Raw genomic sequence first — 15,312 nt, forward strand, 5'->3', positions numbered from 1 at the left:
TCCGGAACGGGGACACGGTCCTGCAATCTGATTTCTTTGACGCTTCCGCTAACGAGATCCAGTGCCCTGTTGTAACCGTCCCGGCAGGAAAGCAGTTCTCCGGATGGATAACGGAAATTGAAAACGAGGCAGGGGAGACGGTCAGGGCCCTGGTACTCCGGCCGGACGAAAACGGAAATGCATCCCTGCCCACAGGCAATAGGCTGGAGCCCATGACATTGCTGCCGTTGTTTGAGTAGGACGAGAGTGAGCTATATAATGTCTGTTTGTTGCGAATAATCAATAACGCAACCGAAAGTTGCTAAATTTATAGATCTATAGATGGATTCATAAAGTACACATTCCTCTGGTCCAGCTTCTCCCGCAGTCTTTGCAGGCCCTCGCCGAAGCGTTGGAAGTGGACGATTTCCCGCTCCCGCAGAAAGCGGATAACGTCGTTTACGTCCGGGTCGTCGCTGAGGCGGAGAATGTTGTCATAGGTCACCCGGGCTTTTTGCTCAGCCGCGAGATCTTCTGTCAGATCGGCGATGGGGTCACCCTTGACGGCCATGGACGCGGCATTCCAGGGGAAGCCTGCCGCCGCCGCGGGATAGACCCCTACGGTGTGGTCCACGAAATAGGGCGCAAAGGCCGGGTCACGGAATTGATTGTCCTTCAGATTCCGGGTCAGCTGATGGACGATGGCCCCGATCATTTCCAGGTGCCCCAGCTCTTCGGTCCCGATATCCGTCAAAAGTCCCTTCAGCTCGTCAAAGGGCATGGAGTAGCGCTGGGAGAGGTAGCGGAGGCTGGCGCCAAGCTCGCCGTCGGGGCCGCCGTACTGGGAGATGATGATGCTCGCCAGCCGGGGATTGGGGCGTTGGATTCGGACCGGGTATTGGAGCTTCTTTTCATATTGAAACATGGCTTATTCCCCCTTATTCGCGGCAAATTCCCAGGGCCAGGGATCGTCCAGCCAGGCGTATTCGCTGTCCCGGCCCGGCGTGGTGTGGTTCAGCGGGCGTCTGTCCGCCTGATAGGCCTGGGCGCATTTCCGGTAAAGCTCCTGATATTGCCGGTACAGCTCCAGGGCCTCCAGATCTTCCGGGTGGGTGTCCAGATACAGCGCCAGTTCCTGGACGGCAAAGGCTAAAACCTGCACCTCGGACAGGGGCGTTACCGGCAGATTGTTCTGATTTGCCATGCCCATAAAGGGCAGGTCCAGCCCGGGGTACAGTGTACCCCGGACCATAGCCTTCCGGGGCTCATAACGTACCGGCCCTTCAATCTGGAAGGGCACATAGGGATTGGCCAGAGGGGCCATGGCCGGCAGGCGGCCTTCCCCAAAGTTCACGCGGTTTTTGTTGGCATTCAATGGAATTCCCCCTCGAATTCTATTTGGAAAAGTGATTCCGGGTCATACTATGCGTTTTTCTTCCGCGTGTGCATAGAGCGGCGGCCCGGGCGTATGGTATTGAGGGGTGGTTTCCATGGGAAAATTGCTTGTGGCAGCGCGGTTGGCATTGTGCGCCTGCCTGATTCTGGGACTTCTGGCGGCAGGAATTTGGGGCGGAGAGCAGGCTGTTTCCGCCATTTCGGACCGGGTGCCCATAAAACGCGCCCGCACCATAATCGTCGATGCCGGGCACGGCGGCGAGGACGGCGGGGCTACCTCCTGTACCGGCCGTCTGGAAAGCGGCTACAATCTGGAAATTGCCCTGCGGCTGGAGGATATGCTGCATTTTCTTGGCTGCAAAACCCTTATGGTCCGCCGGACGGATACGGCGATCTATAAAAAAGGGGAGACCATCGCCCAGAAAAAGGTGGACGATCTGAAAAACCGGGTGCGGCTGGTCAACGAGACGGAAGGCGGCGTCCTTGTGAGCATTCACCAGAACTATTTCAGCCAATCCCAGTACAGCGGGGCACAGGTGTTCTATGGGGCTGCGGACGGCAGCAAGCTATTGGCGGACGCCGTACAGGCGGCGCTGGTTTCCACGCTGAATCCCGGCAGCCACCGGAAGACGAAGGCCGCCAGGGGTATTTATCTTATGGAAAAAAGCCGGAAGCAGGCCATTCTTGTTGAGTGCGGTTTTCTCTCCAATCCCGAAGAGGAAAGGCATCTGGCAAGCCCGGACTATCAGAAGGCACTGGCGGCGGTCATCGGCGCGGCGGTATGCGCAAATCCGGGTTGACCCATGGCGTCTGCTTTGGTATAATAGCGGAAACGCTGAGGAAACTCTGAGTAAATCATCGGCGGCAGGACAGCGGATTTTTTCTCCCCGGTCTGCGGTAAAAAAGCAGAATCTCCCGCTGCCAGCTCCTGCCGGTTTCATCAGAACTTCCCTGAGAATCGGAGACAGATACCATGGCAAAGGCAAAAACCGTATTTTTCTGCACCAACTGCGGAAACGAAAGCCCCAAATGGCAGGGCAGATGTCCGGCCTGCGGGGCCTGGAACACCTTTGAAGAACATATTGAAAAGCCTGCGGCTCCGGGCAAGGCAAAGTCCAGCCCCGTGGGCCAGAGCCGGAGGCCCCAGCGCATTCAGGACGTGACCACCGACGGGGAGATCCGCTTCTCCACGGGTATGGGGGAGCTGGACCGGGTTCTGGGCGGCGGCGCGGTAGCGGGGTCTTTGGTGCTGGTGGGCGGCGCGCCCGGCATCGGCAAATCCACGCTGCTGCTGCAGATCTGCAACAGTCTCTGTGCCGGGCGCAGCGTGCTCTATGTCTCCGGCGAGGAAAGCGAGCGGCAGCTGAAGCTCCGGGCCCAGCGGCTGGGGGTTGCCCCGGAATCCCTGTACATTCTCTCCGAGACCCGGCTTTCGGACATTCTGGAGGCTGTGGAGGAACTGAAGCCGGATATTCTCATGATCGACTCCATCCAGACCCTCTACCGGGAGGAAAATGAATCCTCTCCCGGCAGCGTCTCTCAGGTGAAGGACTGCACCATGACCATGATGCAGCTGAGCAAATCCCAGGGCATTACGGTGTTTGTGGTGGGCCACATCAACAAGGACGGCAACATCGCCGGGCCAAAGGTTCTGGAGCACATGGTGGACTGCGTGCTGTATTTTGAGGGCGACCCCAATTCCTCCTACCGGCTTCTCCGGGCGGCCAAAAACCGATTTGGCTCCACCAACGAGATCGGGGTCTTTGAAATGATGGAAAGCGGCCTGGAGGAGGTTCCGAACCCTTCCCAGATGCTTCTGGACGGCCGGCCGGAGGGCGCCAGCGGCACCTGCGTGGCCTGCGTCATGGAGGGCACCCGCCCCGTACTGGCGGAGGTTCAGGCGCTGGTCGCCAAGACCATGGCCAATGTGCCAAGGCGGGCCTCCGACGGCTTCGACTTCAACCGCATGATGCTTCTTCTGGCTGTGGCGGAGAAGCGGGCGGGGCTGCGGATGGGGGCATTTGACGCCTATATCAATGTCATCGGCGGCCTGCGGCTGGATGAGCCCGGGGCGGACCTGCCTGTGGTGCTGGCGGTGGCTTCTTCCTACAGAGACGCGCCCATCGCCGACGATCTGACCGCCATCGGTGAAGTGGGCCTGACAGGGGAGATCCGGTCGGTTTCCCACCTGAACCAGCGTCTGGGGGAAGTTGCCCGGCTGGGCTTCAAAAAGTGCGTCATTCCCAGAGGCGGCTCGGAAAAGCTGGATATTCCGGAAGGGCTGACCGTCTACCGGGTCCGCAACCTGCGGGAAGCCATTGAGGTGGCGCTGTAACAGAAACGATACGTGTCGGAGGATTCTCCGGCACGTTTTTTTATGCCCGGAAGCAATTCCGACAGGAAGTGCGCAGCTGTGCCGCTATACTGAAAGCAGCAAATACAAAGGAGGAGTTTACCATGCATTTCACTAGTTTCCAGGAAGGGGACAAGCTGACCATTGCCCTGACCGGGGAAATCGACCACCACTGCGCCAAGGCCTACATTCAGGTCATCGCCGCCAAAATCGAGACTTATATGCCGGAGATCTGCGTACTGGACTTCCGGGACGTGACCTTTGTGGATTCTTCCGGCATTGCCGTTGTGATCAACGCCCTGCGCAGCATGAGCCAGATTGAGGGGAAGCTGCTGCTCACCGGCATTTCCCCCCAGCCCATGCGGGTATTCCGGGCATCGGGGCTTGACAAGCTCGTGGAGATTCGGGAGGCGGTATCATGAAATTCGGAAACTATATGATTTTGGAATTCCCCAGCAAATCCTGCAACGAGGCTTTTGCCCGCAGCGCCGTGGCCTGCTTCGCGGCCCAGATGGACCCGACTCTTGAGGAACTGGGGGATATCCGCACGGCGGTGTCCGAGGCCGTTACCAACTGCATTGTACACGCTTATCCGGACAAGCTGGGCATCATCACCCTGCGCTGCCGGATCCTCAAGGACAATGTGCTGGACATCGTCATCAAAGACAAGGGCGTGGGCATCCCGGATGTGGAGCAGGCCCGGCGGCCCAGCTTCACCACCGGCGGGGCCGAGCGCAGCGGCATGGGCTTTACCATAATGGAGAGCTTCATGACCAGTCTGGAAATCACCTCCGCGGAGGGGCGGGGGACCAGCGTACATATGCGCCGGAAGCTGCAGCGCCGCCAATGAGCGTCCCCGAGGAGCTGATTGCCCGGGCCCAGGCCGGGGATGCCCAGGCAGGGGAGCAGCTGGTCACGGATAACGCGGGGCTCATCTGGGCGGTGGCCCGCCAGTTTCAGGGCCGGGGCACGGAATTGGAGGACCTTTACCAACTGGGCTGTCTGGGGTTTCTGAAGGCCGTGGAGGGCTTCGACCCGTCCTTCGGCACCCAGTTCTCCACCTATGCCGTGCCGAAAATCGCCGGGGAGATCCGGCGGTTTCTCCGGGACGACGGCACGGTAAAGGTCTCCCGTGGGCTCAAGGAGCAGTCCGCCTCCGTTAAAGCGGCCCGCGGCCGGCTGACTGCCCGCCTGAACCGGGAGCCGACCCTTTCGGAGCTCTCCGCGGAGACGGGGCTATCCCCGGAAGAAATCGCCATGGCCGAAACCGCCACCGCCGCCACGGAGTCCATCTACCGGGAGACCGGCGAGGAGGGCTTCACACTGGAAAGCGTCCTGACAGACACAGAGTCCGAAGAGCGCATGGTGGAAAAAATTGCTCTGCGGCAGGCGGTAAAAGCCCTGCCGGAGCGGGAAAGGCAGGTCATCGCCCTGCGGTATTTCCATGGCCTGACCCAGCAGCGCGCAGCGTCCATCCTGGGCATCAGTCAGGTTCAGGTCTCACGGGTGGAACGAAAAGCCCTTGAAATGCTGCGGGAGAAGATTGGGTAAGGCAAGTTGCGCCTTGCTTTTTGAGGGTGTTTGCGGTAAAATAAGAGGCATCGACAAGACAAACAGAAATGACAGGTGCTTCTATGAATAATGAACTGGATTCCCGATTTTTGGCCGCCCGGCGGAACTACATTGCTTCCCGTTTTTCCATGCTCAACGACATGCAGCGGGAGGCGGTGCTGACCACCGAGGGGCCTCTTTTGCTGCTGGCGGGCGCGGGCAGCGGCAAAACTACGGTGCTCATCAACCGGATCGCCAACATTCTGCGCTATGGCCGTGGCTCCGAGGGGACCAAGATTCCGGATTTTGTCCGGGATGAGGATGTGGCCTTTCTGGAAAATCTCCCCGCGGACCCCACGCAGGAGCAGACGGACCGGGCGGACTGGCTCTGCGCGCTGGAGCCTGCCAACCCCTGGAACGTTATTGCCATTACCTTTACCAACAAGGCCGCCGGAGAGATGAAGGAGCGGCTTTCCAATATGCTGGGGGCCAGCGCCGAGGATATCTGGGCCATGACCTTCCACGCCGCCTGCTGCCGCATTCTGCGCAGATACATAGACCGCTGCGGCTATACCTCCAGCTTTACGATTTACGATGCCTCAGACTCCGAACGGCTTATGAAGGAAATTCTGCGGGATCAGGGACTGGACGACAAGACCTATCCTCCCCGGTATGTGCTCAGCGTCATCGGCCGCCAGAAGGACCGGCTCATCTCCCCGGAGGAGATGGAAGAGGACAGCCGGAGCGCCTCGGATTACCGCATTGTCCAGATCGCCAGAGTCTACGGCATCTATCAGAAGCGTCTGAAGGACAACAACGCCCTGGATTTTGACGACATTCTCTATGTGACGGTAAAACTTTTGCAGCAGGATCAGGAGGTCCGGGAATACTATCAGCGGAAATTCCACTATGTTCTGGTGGACGAGTACCAGGACACCAACCACGTCCAGTACCTGCTGACGGAGCTGCTGGCAGGGTCCCGGCGGAACATCTGTGTGGTGGGCGACGACGACCAGAGCATTTACCGCTTCCGGGGCGCTACCATTGAAAACATTCTCTCCTTTGAGGAGCAGTACCCCGGGGCAAGGGTGATCCGGCTGGAGCAGAACTACCGCTCCACCCAGTCCATTCTGGACGCGGCCAACGCCGTCATTGCCCACAACGAGGGCCGGAAGGGCAAGCACCTTTGGACGGACAACGGCACGGGAGAACCGATTCTGGTATACGAGGCGGAAAACGAAGGGGCCGAGGGCAATTTCGTGGCCAGCCAGATTCTCTCCAAGTCCAGGGGCCATGACTTCAGGAATTATGCCATTCTGTACCGGACCAACGCCCAGTCCAACTCTCTGGAATATGCCCTGAAGCGCAACGGCATTCCCTACCGGGTCATCGGCGGCATGCGCTTCTTCGAGCGGGCGGAAATCAAGGACATGCTGTCCTATCTGTGCGTCATCAACAACCGGGCGGACGATCTGCGCCTGAATCGGATCATCAACAATCCCCCCAGAGGGCTGGGGGCCAAGACCATTGAAACCGTTCAGAAGCTGGCCGAAGCCGAGGGAAAGAGCATCTACGAGGTGGTCTGCGACCCCTATAATTACGGCCCTCTGGAAAAGGCGGCCCAGAAGCTGCTGCAATTCTCCGCGCTGATCGAGGAGCTGGCGGGCCTTCTGGCAAACGGCATGAGTCTGCCGGAATTCTATGACGAACTGCTGCTCCGCACGGGCTATGCCGATATGCTCCTGTCCAAGCCCACGGAGGAGAACAAGACCAAGCTGGAAAACGTAAAGGAACTGAAATCCAGCATTCAGTCCTACCTTGCCAACACCACGGAACCGACCCTGTCGGGCTTTCTGGAAGAGATCTCCCTGTACACCGACCTGGAGCAGTACAACGAGGGGGACGACGCCGTGGTCATGATGACCATCCACTCTGCCAAGGGACTGGAATTCCCCCATGTGTTCCTGGTTGGCTTTGAGGACGGGCTTTTCCCCGGTATGCGGGCCATCGGTGACCGGGATGAGATGGAGGAAGAGCGGCGGCTGTGCTATGTGGCCATTACCCGGGCCAAGAAATCCCTGACCATCAGCCACGCCAGAATGCGTATGATCTATGGCCGCACGGCCTCGGCGCTGCCCTCCCGGTTTCTGCGGGAAATCCCGGAAAACTGTATCGTCAAGCGGGGCGGCTACCGTCCCCAGGTACAGGAGACCCGGCGGGAGAGCTATGAAAAGCGGATCGCCAAAGGAAGCAGCTATCTCTCCTCCGCCATCCGGGCCCAGACGGCCCCCAGCGCCCCAATGCCGGAATTCAGCAAGGGCGACATGGTCATGCACGCGGCCTTCGGCAAGGGCATGGTGATCTCCGTCACGAAAATGGGCGGCGACGCTCTGCTGGAAGTGACCTTTGACGACATCGGCACCAAAAAGCTCATGGCAAAGGCCGCCGGGGCGCATATGAAGAAGCTCTGACGCATACCCTTGCCCCAGGGGGTGCGAGGCTTGCGGCGTTTTCTGATTCGTTGGTTGGCGCGTCTGCTGCTGATTCTTGCGGCGGCGCTGGGACTTTTTCTGATATTTCGCAGCCACTACCGTCCTTTGTTGCGGGAGCTGGCCCAGACCCAGATTAAAAACGCCACCTCCGATCTGACCAACGATGCCCTGACCGAGCAGCTGAGCCGGGACAGCGTGGCCTATGACCGCATCGTCTACTTTGAAAAGGACTTAAACGGCCGGATCACGGCCATGAAGACCAATATTCTGGAAGTCAACCGGATGAAGACGGAGATTCTGGATCTGATGAATCAGGAAATTCTGTCCTGGGACACGGCAAAAATCGGCATTCCCATCGGCAGCCTGTTTTTTCCCGAGCTTTTCGCCGGGAAGGGCTTTTCCATCCCGGTGCATGTTCTGTCCATCCGCAATTCGGACGCCACCTTTGAAAGCCGCTTCCAGCAGGCGGGCATCAACCAGACGCTGCACAGGCTCGTTATGGAGGTTCACGTGGACGCCAGCATTCTGGTGCTGGGCCAGACGGAGAGCTTTTCCATCACCAGCGAGGTCGTTGTGGCGGAGACCGTGATTGTCGGGGAGGTCCCCGGTACGTTTTTGAACACAGGAGGCATTTATGGAACCCAAACAGAGAATTGAGGAGCTGACCAGGCTCTTAAACGAAGCGGGCTACCGGTACTATGTGCTGGACGACCCCACCATGCCCGACTTTGAATATGACCGCCTGCTGCGGGAGCTGGAGGATCTGGAAAAGGCCAATCCGGAGCTGGCGCTGCCGGATTCTCCCACCAAGCGGGTAGGAGGGCAGGCGGTGAGCACTTTTGATGAGGTCACCCATGCGGTGCCCCTGATGAGCCTGCAGGATGTGTTCAGCATGGAAGAGCTGGACGATTTTCTGGCCCGCACCCAGGAAGCCGTGCCCGGCGCGTCCTTCTCCGTGGAGCCGAAGATTGACGGCCTGTCCGTGGCTTTGGAATATGAAAATGGGCAGTTTGTGAGAGGGGCAACCCGTGGAAACGGTGTTGTGGGCGAGGATGTGACGGAAAATTTGAAAACCATCCGCTCCATTCCTATGACTCTGGAAAACGCACCTGCTCGGCTCATCGTTCGTGGCGAGGTATTTATGCCCAAAAAGGCATTTCAAACCCTGAATGAAACATTGGAGGAGAATGGGGAGAAAACCTTTGCCAATCCCAGGAATGCAGCGGCTGGCTCGGTACGAACAAAAGACACCAAGGTGACCGCCAGGCGAAAGCTGGACATTTTGGTGTTCAATGTACAACTGGCGGAGGGGAAGACCTTTTCCAGCCATGTGGAGACTCTGGAATATCTGAAGTCTCTGCACTTTAAGGTCATTCCCTACAAGTGCCTCTCCGACAGAGAAAAAATTCATGCCGAGGTCACCCGCATCAACAAGGAGCGGAGGAAGCTCAGCTGTGATATTGACGGCGCCGTCATCAAGCTGGATGATCTGGCCGCCCGGGAGTTTCTGGGGGCCACCGCCAAATTCCCCCGGTGGGCCGTGGCCTACAAATACCCGCCTGAGGAGAAGGAAACCCTTGTGGAGGACATTGTGGTGCAGGTGGGCCGCACGGGCGTGCTGACGCCCAAGGCGGTGGTCGCTCCCGTGCGTCTGGCGGGAACCACCGTCACCAACGCCACATTGCACAATCAGGACTTTATCTCCCGGCTGGATATCCGGGTGGGGGACACGGTGCGCATCCGCAAGGCCGGGGAGATCATCCCGGAAATTCTGGAAGTGAACCTTTCCAAACGGCCGGAGGGGGCGCAGCCCTATTTTCTGCCGAAAAAATGCCCGGTCTGCGGTGCGGCCGTGGAACGGGACGAGGATGGGGCTTTTCTGCGCTGCACCGGCGCGGAGTGCCCCGCCCAGCTGAGCCGGAACATCGCCCACTTTGTCAGCCGGGACGCCATGGACATTGAGGGGCTGGGCAGCGCCATTGTGGACAGCCTTATTGAAAAAGGGGCCATTCACTCCCCGGCGGATATCTACTATCTGACGTTGGATGCGCTTGCGGGGCTCTGGAAGTCCGGCACAAAAGCCGCCCAGAAGCTGCTCAGCGCCATTGAGGCCAGCAAGCAGCAGGACGTTTCCCGGCTGATCTTCGCCCTGGGCATCCGGCAGGTGGGGGCCAAGACCGGAAAAAGTCTGGCATCCTACTTCGGCAGCCTGGAAACGCTTATGGACGCCAGCCTGGAAGAGCTGACCCAGGTGCCGGATATCGGTGAAGTGACCGCGCGGAGCATTTACGAGTGGTTCGCCCAGCCCCAGTCCCGGCATATGCTCCGGCGGCTGAAGGAGGCCGGGGTGAACTTTGAGAGCAAGCGCGTTGTGACCGATACCCGGTTCGCCGGGAAGACCATTGTGCTCACCGGCGCTCTGACCCGCTTCACCCGGGAAGAGGCCACGGAGAAAATCGAGCTTTTCGGCGGCAAGGCATCCGGCTCTGTCTCGAAAAAGACCAGCTTTGTGGTGGCGGGAGAAAACGCAGGCTCCAAGGAGCGCAAAGCCCGGGAGCTTGGCATCCCGGTTCTCACAGAGGACGAGTTTTTGGAGATGCTTTCGTAACAAAGGTTCCTTTGCCTGATAAAAAATACAGGGGACGATGCCTTCATCGTCCCGAGGCTTCAATAACAGAGCGGTACGTTCCAACGTGCGTTTCTGCTGATCTGGCTTCGGGACGATGTGGGCATCGTCCCCTGTGAGTCTTAAATTACAGCTCCAGCCGCATTTCTACAAGCGTCTGGTAACCGGAGAACCGGGAAAGGAAACCTTTGGGATTCCTGCCGAACTCCACAAAGCCGAGTTTATGATACATGGACACGGCCCGTTCATTGTCCGCGACCACGCTGAGCTCCAGCTGGGTGTAGTGGGCCAGCTTTGCGCATGCAATAGCCGCCTGGGTCATGGCCTTGCCGATGCCGAGGCCCCAGAAACCTTCATCGATACTGATACCAAATTCGGCCCGGTGGCGGACCTTGTATTTTCTGCCCACGGCGCAGACACTGGCACAGCCGCAGAGAACGCCGTCCACCTCGGACAGGAGCATGATCTCCCCGTCGCTTTCCAGCAGCCGTTTCAGGAACGCCGCTTCCTGCTCCAGATCATAGCTGTGCTCATCCGCGTAGGACAGCAGATAGTCCGTCTGGCTGTGGGTCAGGGTAAAGAGATTTTGAATGCCCTGGGCGTCGCTGACCTCCGCATTCCGGATACGCAGAGCGCGGCCGTCCCGCAAAGGCAGCGTTTTCTCATATCGCATGGTTTCGCTCTCCTTTACAGGGAAAAATCGTCCTCGTTGTACCGGCTGAAATCCATGGCCTTGGGTTTGGCCGGAATACGCTTGAAGGGGTCATATTGGAACCGGCGGCAGAAGCTGTCCGGCGCGCGGACCCCCTTCTTGACGCAGAGAATCTGATCATCACACAGGGCCACGCCGTGCTTGCAGTAGGCGCAGGCTCTGTCTATTTTCTTTCGGAAAAGCATAATTTCCTCCCGGATGGATGTTTGAGGCCATTATACACCCTGCCGCTCCAAAAAGCTACCTTCCGGGGAAGAAAAATCAGGACCGCCATGGCAATCCCCATGAAAAAGAGGGCTTTCCGCAGAATCAGCCACCCCAGGAGCAGGGAAAAGAACGTCTGGAACAGCTTTCCAAGCCAATAGTACCGCAGACCAAGCCCCGGACAGACGAAGGCGGTCTGCATTCCGACGCATACCCCGCCGAAGGACACCATCCCCGCTGCCAGCAGAAAACGGACGCTTTCCGAAGGAACGCTTCGCAGCGCGCAGCAGCCGTTGGTCAGCTCCAGAAAGCCCGCCGCCGCCGTCTGTAAAGGGCCGTCCAGACGCAGATAGGTATCGGGAAAGCTCAGCATGGTCCGGAAAAGGATTACCGTCACGCAGATTTTTCCCATAGCTGCCCCGGCCTGACCAAGGGGGTCCGTGGCGGTTGCGCCCGTCGTTTCCGCGGAATCGGCTCTTTTGGGCAGAAGCCGGGAGGCAGCCCAGGCGCCGAACAGGGCGCAGAACCACAGCATGGCTCCGGCAAAGGGATCCGCAAATTGCCGGGCCACAATGCCGAACAAAAAAGCCGGCCCCGGCAGATTGCAGAAACCCAGCAGGATTTCCCCGTCTCGCCGCTTCAGCTGTCCCCGGTGTACAGCCTGGGCAACGCAGGCGGCCCCGGCGGGGTATCCCCCCAGCAGTGCGGGGATCAGCAGCGATTCCGCCCCCTTCGGCAGGCCGAACAGCTTTCCGATGGGGGATAATATCCGCAGCTTTCGCCCCATAAGCCGGGCGGTCAGCAGCATGGAAAGGCACAGGAAGGGCAGCAGAGAAGGGATCACCGCCGTCAGGCACAGCTCCACCCCCTGGCTGGCCCCCTGCATGGCTGTTTTTCCGTCCAGGATCATGCCCAGCATCCCCAGCGCCAGTAGCACGCCCACAAAGCATCACCTCGGAAGAATCTATGCAAGTCGGGCGCTTTCCATACATACCCTTGCACAAAGGGGGCGGATGCGGTGAAGCAGGGAAAGGAAAAATTTATGGACCTTCTGGCGGGGGACCTGCCGGGAGAGCCGCTGCCGGGCCAGAGCCTGCTGGAGCTCACCGGAGACCGGCAGGTTTTGATTGAGAATCACCGGGGCGTGACCCAGTACAGCCGGGAGCGCATCGGCGTGAAGGTGAGCTACGGGGAACTGCTGGTCTGCGGCCGCGGTCTGGAGCTTGCCCGCATGAGTCAGGGACAGCTGGTGGTCGCCGGCACCGTGGACAGCATCCAGCTGTGCAGGAGGCGGCCATGAAGCTGTGGCGCTCGCTGGAAGGCTGTCTGGAGGCGGAACTGCTTACCGCCGACGGCCCCGGAGCCATGGACGCCATTGCCGGGGCAGGCATCGTCCTGTGGGATGTCCTGCCGGAGGATGCCCTCCGGCTCCGGTTCCGGGTGTCCGCCGGCAGCTTCCGGAGGCTGAAAAACCTGACGGACAGGCGGGGAGAGAAACTGACGGTTTTGCGGCGGCAGGGGATATACTGGCGCTTTCGCGCCCTTGCCCGCAGGCCGGTTTTGCTGCTGGGGCTGCTGTTTTTGTTCTGTACCCAACTGGTTCTCCCCACAAGGGTTCTTTTTATCCGGATCAGCGGCAACAAGACCGTACCCGCCCGGCAGATTCTGGCGGCGGCGGAGGACTGCGGCCTTTCCTTCGGCGCTGACCGCCGGGCCATCCGCAGCGAAAAGATCAAAAACGCCCTGCTCGGAGCCATTCCGGAACTCAAATGGGCGGGGGTCAATACCAGCGGCTGCGTGGCGGTGATCTCCGTGGCGGAAAAGCAGCCCGCCCCTGCCATGGAGCCGGAGGAAGCCGGCGTCGCAAGCCTTGCGGCTTCCCGGGACGGGGTCCTCAAAAGTCTTCTGGTCACCCGGGGCACGGCGCTTTGCGCGCCCGGACAGGCGGTGGAGCGGGGGCAGGTTCTGATCTCCGGCTACACGGACTGCGGAAATGTGGTGCTGGCCCAGCGGGCAAAAGGGGAGGCCATGGCCTATACGGCCCGGGAAATTCAGGCCGTTCTGCCCCAAACCAGTCTCCAAAGGGTACGCCTGCTGAGAACAGAGCGGCGTGTCAGCATTCTTTTCGGAAAAAAACGGATAAAATTGTGGTTTGGTAGTGGAATTTCAGGTATGGAATGTGGTAGAATGTATCGGGAGTATCCGCTGACCCTGCCGGGCGGCTTTCAGCTGCCGGTGCGTCTGGCAGTGGATACCTGTTCGGTCTGGGAGACTGCCCGGAACACGCTGCCGGAAGACGGCGTCCGCGGCCATCTTCAGACCTTTTCCAGGGACTACCTGCGCTCTGCCATGATCGCGGGCAGCATCCTGAATGCTTCGGAAACCATGACCCGCCAGAAGAATGCCTATGTGTTCTCCGGACGCTACAGCTGCCTGGAGTCCATCGGCGTCACTGTGCGGGAACAGACAGGAGAGACCAATGAGCAAGGAAGTTGAGAGAATCGTAAACGCCGACCGGGTGGAGGATCTGATCACCGTGTTCGGCTCCTTCGATGAAAACGTGCGCCGGATTGAAGAGGCTCTGGGCGTGCGCATTGTCAGCCGGGGCGACGACCTGAAGGTCACCGGCGACGAGGAAATGGCGGACAAGGCCGTCCGCGCACTGGAAGCCCTTTTGCAGCTGGCCGCCAAGGGGGAAACCATTGACGAGCAGCGGGTGCGCTACCTCATCACCCTGGTCAGCGAGGGCAATGAAGATCAGATCGCCAAAATCGCCAGGGATGTGGTCTGCATCACCGCCAAGGGAAAGCCCATTAAGGCCAAGACCGTGGGCCAGCAGAACTACATGAAGGCCATCCAGAAAAAGACCATTACCGTCGGCGTAGGCCCTGCGGGTACCGGCAAAACCTACCTGGCCGTTGCCGCCGCCGTTGCCGCCTTCCGGGAGCGGACCGTGAACCGGATCATCCTGACCCGGCCCGCCGTGGAGGCAGGGGAGCGGCTGGGCTTCCTGCCCGGGGATTTGCAGAACAAGGTGGACCCCTACCTGCGGCCGCTGTACGACGCCCTGTACGATATGCTGGGGGCGGAGACCTTCCAGAAATACCAGGAACGGGGCTCCATTGAAGTGGCCCCGCTGGCCTATATGCGGGGCCGGACCCTGGACGACAGCTTTATCATTCTGGACGAGGCCCAGAACACCACCCGGGAGCAGATGAAAATGTTCCTGACCCGCCTGGGCTTCGGCTCCAAAATCGTCATCACCGGCGACGTGACCCAGATCGACCTGCCCGCCGACAAGGTTTCCGGTCTGAAGGACGCGGTGCGGGTGCTGGATGGGGTGGAGGACATCGCCATCTGCCGCCTGACCTCCGCCGATGTGGTTCGCCACGCTCTGGTGCAGAGGATCATCAACGCTTACGAAAAGGCCGCAAAGCCTGAAAATAACCCGCCCCGCACCTTCCAGGGACGGTATCAAAGGAAGAGAACCAATGAGAAATAAGATCAATCTGGTATTCCAGCAGGGTGGCGTGCAGCGTCTGGTGATCGCCGCCAATATCCGCACCTGCATCAACGCCGTCCTGAAAGCCGAAGGCGTTCCGGTCAAGTGCGAGATCAATGTCCTTGTGACCGACGACGCGGGCATCCGGGAAATCAACAAGACCTCCCGGCATATCGACAGCGCCACGGATGTGCTGAGCTTCCCCATGTTTGAGCTTGCTCCCGGGGAACTGCCCGCCGACTGGACGGAATACGAGGATCCGGAAACGGGTATGGTGCCCCTTGGGGATATGTGCATCTCCCTGGAGCGGGCCATGGCCCAGGCAAAAGAGTTCGGCCACACCACCCGCCGGGAGGTGGGCTATCTGACCATTCACTCCATGCTGCATCTGCTGGGCTATGACCATATGGACGAGGGCCCCCAGAAGCGGCAGATGCGCGCGAGAGAAGAGGCCATCGCTTCGGAGATTCCGGGCATGAGCCGGGACTGACAAAGGAG

At 59.7% G+C, this 15,312-nt stretch carries 18 protein-coding genes; 13 read left to right on the top strand and 5 right to left on the bottom strand.

The window, feature by feature from the left end:
- Positions 1-239 (top strand): hypothetical protein (locus tag KQI10_RS08785; RefSeq protein ID WP_216567048.1); only part of this gene is annotated, 239 nt, incomplete at its 5' end.
- Between the two features lie 68 nt (positions 240-307).
- On the opposite strand, the gene KQI10_RS08790 is transcribed toward KQI10_RS08785, so the two are convergent.
- Complete coding sequence (locus KQI10_RS08790) at positions 308-904, bottom strand: manganese catalase family protein (protein ID WP_216567049.1); 597 nt, start codon at positions 902-904, stop codon at positions 308-310.
- A gap of 3 nt (positions 905-907) precedes the next feature.
- Positions 908-1,354 carry a spore coat protein CotJB gene (locus tag KQI10_RS08795; protein WP_216567050.1) on the bottom strand — a complete coding sequence of 149 codons (447 nt, stop codon included), beginning with the start codon at positions 1,352-1,354 and terminating at the stop codon, positions 908-910.
- A gap of 115 nt (positions 1,355-1,469) precedes the next feature.
- Here KQI10_RS08795 and KQI10_RS08800 point away from each other — a divergent pair, with 115 nt between their 5' ends.
- The 8 genes from KQI10_RS08800 (at position 1,470) to ligA (ending at position 10,378) form a co-directional block, all read left to right on the top strand.
- Positions 1,470-2,174 carry an N-acetylmuramoyl-L-alanine amidase gene (locus tag KQI10_RS08800; RefSeq protein WP_216567051.1) on the top strand — a complete coding sequence of 235 codons (705 nt, stop codon included), beginning with the start codon at positions 1,470-1,472 and terminating at the stop codon, positions 2,172-2,174.
- 173 nt (positions 2,175-2,347) lie between these two features.
- Positions 2,348-3,709 (top strand): DNA repair protein RadA, encoded by a 1,362-nt coding sequence (gene radA, locus KQI10_RS08805; protein ID WP_216567052.1) that lies wholly within the window; start codon positions 2,348-2,350, stop codon positions 3,707-3,709.
- A gap of 122 nt (positions 3,710-3,831) precedes the next feature.
- Positions 3,832-4,149 (top strand): STAS domain-containing protein, encoded by a 318-nt coding sequence (locus tag KQI10_RS08810; RefSeq protein ID WP_216567053.1) that lies wholly within the window; start codon positions 3,832-3,834, stop codon positions 4,147-4,149.
- A complete protein-coding gene (gene spoIIAB / locus KQI10_RS08815) occupies positions 4,146-4,577 on the top strand; it encodes an anti-sigma F factor (protein WP_216567054.1) in 432 nt (143 codons plus the stop codon). The genes KQI10_RS08810 and spoIIAB overlap by 4 nt, the downstream gene beginning before the upstream one ends.
- On the top strand, positions 4,574-5,278 hold the full coding sequence (locus KQI10_RS08820; protein ID WP_216567055.1) for a SigB/SigF/SigG family RNA polymerase sigma factor: 705 nt from the start codon (positions 4,574-4,576) through the stop codon (positions 5,276-5,278). The genes spoIIAB and KQI10_RS08820 overlap by 4 nt, the downstream gene beginning before the upstream one ends.
- 83 nt (positions 5,279-5,361) lie before the next feature.
- Positions 5,362-7,749 carry an ATP-dependent helicase gene (locus KQI10_RS08825; protein ID WP_216567056.1) on the top strand — a complete coding sequence of 796 codons (2,388 nt, stop codon included), beginning with the start codon at positions 5,362-5,364 and terminating at the stop codon, positions 7,747-7,749.
- A gap of 30 nt (positions 7,750-7,779) precedes the next feature.
- Positions 7,780-8,427 carry a sporulation protein YunB gene (gene yunB, locus KQI10_RS08830; RefSeq protein ID WP_216567057.1) on the top strand — a complete coding sequence of 216 codons (648 nt, stop codon included), beginning with the start codon at positions 7,780-7,782 and terminating at the stop codon, positions 8,425-8,427.
- Positions 8,405-10,378 carry an NAD-dependent DNA ligase LigA gene (gene ligA / locus KQI10_RS08835; RefSeq protein ID WP_216567058.1) on the top strand — a complete coding sequence of 658 codons (1,974 nt, stop codon included), beginning with the start codon at positions 8,405-8,407 and terminating at the stop codon, positions 10,376-10,378. The genes yunB and ligA overlap by 23 nt, the downstream gene beginning before the upstream one ends.
- Positions 10,379-10,523: 145 nt before the next feature.
- On the opposite strand, the gene KQI10_RS08840 is transcribed toward ligA, so the two are convergent.
- From KQI10_RS08840 to KQI10_RS08850, 3 genes are read right to left on the bottom strand one after another with little or no spacing between them, the layout of a single operon-like run.
- Positions 10,524-11,069 carry a GNAT family N-acetyltransferase gene (locus tag KQI10_RS08840; protein WP_216567059.1) on the bottom strand — a complete coding sequence of 182 codons (546 nt, stop codon included), beginning with the start codon at positions 11,067-11,069 and terminating at the stop codon, positions 10,524-10,526.
- A gap of 14 nt (positions 11,070-11,083) precedes the next feature.
- Entirely contained in the window at positions 11,084-11,293 is a 210-nt protein-coding gene (locus KQI10_RS08845; RefSeq protein ID WP_216567060.1) for a hypothetical protein, read from the bottom strand.
- Entirely contained in the window at positions 11,272-12,255 is a 984-nt protein-coding gene (locus KQI10_RS08850) for a hypothetical protein (RefSeq protein ID WP_216567061.1), read from the bottom strand. Before KQI10_RS08850 ends, KQI10_RS08845 begins: the two co-directional genes overlap by 22 nt.
- Positions 12,256-12,330: 75 nt before the next feature.
- Between KQI10_RS08850 and KQI10_RS08855 the strand changes: the two genes are divergently transcribed.
- The 4 genes from KQI10_RS08855 to ybeY are packed head-to-tail and all read left to right on the top strand — an operon-like array spanning position 12,331 to position 15,304.
- Positions 12,331-12,612: a YabP/YqfC family sporulation protein gene (locus KQI10_RS08855; protein WP_216567062.1), complete on the top strand. Its 282-nt coding sequence runs from the start codon at positions 12,331-12,333 to the stop codon at positions 12,610-12,612.
- On the top strand, positions 12,609-13,808 hold the full coding sequence (locus KQI10_RS08860; protein ID WP_216567063.1) for a sporulation protein YqfD: 1,200 nt from the start codon (positions 12,609-12,611) through the stop codon (positions 13,806-13,808). Before KQI10_RS08855 ends, KQI10_RS08860 begins: the two co-directional genes overlap by 4 nt.
- Positions 13,792-14,814, top strand: a complete 1,023-nt coding sequence (locus KQI10_RS08865) for a PhoH family protein (RefSeq protein WP_216567064.1) — start codon at positions 13,792-13,794, stop codon at positions 14,812-14,814. The genes KQI10_RS08860 and KQI10_RS08865 overlap by 17 nt, the downstream gene beginning before the upstream one ends.
- The gene (gene ybeY, locus KQI10_RS08870) at positions 14,804-15,304 is read left to right on the top strand and encodes an rRNA maturation RNase YbeY (protein WP_216567065.1); all 501 of its coding nucleotides are present in this window, start codon (positions 14,804-14,806) and stop codon (positions 15,302-15,304) included. Before KQI10_RS08865 ends, ybeY begins: the two co-directional genes overlap by 11 nt.
- The last annotated feature ends 8 nt before the right edge of the window (positions 15,305-15,312 follow it).

The organism is Pseudoflavonifractor sp. MSJ-30, from assembly GCF_018918045.1.
Lineage (GTDB): Bacteria > Bacillota > Clostridia > Oscillospirales > Oscillospiraceae > Faecousia.

Coding starts and splice junctions, on each gene's coding strand:
- KQI10_RS08790 (WP_216567049.1), bottom strand. CDS start 904: ATGTTTCAATATGAAAAGAAGCTCCAATACCCGGTCCGAATCCAACGC.
- KQI10_RS08860 (WP_216567063.1), top strand. CDS start 12,609: ATGAAGCTGTGGCGCTCGCTGGAAGGCTGTCTGGAGGCGGAACTGCTT.
- KQI10_RS08820 (WP_216567055.1), top strand. CDS start 4,574: ATGAGCGTCCCCGAGGAGCTGATTGCCCGGGCCCAGGCCGGGGATGCC.
- spoIIAB (WP_216567054.1), top strand. CDS start 4,146: ATGAAATTCGGAAACTATATGATTTTGGAATTCCCCAGCAAATCCTGC.
- ligA (WP_216567058.1), top strand. CDS start 8,405: ATGGAACCCAAACAGAGAATTGAGGAGCTGACCAGGCTCTTAAACGAA.
- ybeY (WP_216567065.1), top strand. CDS start 14,804: ATGAGAAATAAGATCAATCTGGTATTCCAGCAGGGTGGCGTGCAGCGT.
- KQI10_RS08825 (WP_216567056.1), top strand. CDS start 5,362: ATGAATAATGAACTGGATTCCCGATTTTTGGCCGCCCGGCGGAACTAC.
- KQI10_RS08865 (WP_216567064.1), top strand. CDS start 13,792: ATGAGCAAGGAAGTTGAGAGAATCGTAAACGCCGACCGGGTGGAGGAT.
- KQI10_RS08800 (WP_216567051.1), top strand. CDS start 1,470: ATGGGAAAATTGCTTGTGGCAGCGCGGTTGGCATTGTGCGCCTGCCTG.
- KQI10_RS08840 (WP_216567059.1), bottom strand. CDS start 11,069: ATGCGATATGAGAAAACGCTGCCTTTGCGGGACGGCCGCGCTCTGCGT.
- radA (WP_216567052.1), top strand. CDS start 2,348: ATGGCAAAGGCAAAAACCGTATTTTTCTGCACCAACTGCGGAAACGAA.
- KQI10_RS08810 (WP_216567053.1), top strand. CDS start 3,832: ATGCATTTCACTAGTTTCCAGGAAGGGGACAAGCTGACCATTGCCCTG.
- KQI10_RS08845 (WP_216567060.1), bottom strand. CDS start 11,293: ATGCTTTTCCGAAAGAAAATAGACAGAGCCTGCGCCTACTGCAAGCAC.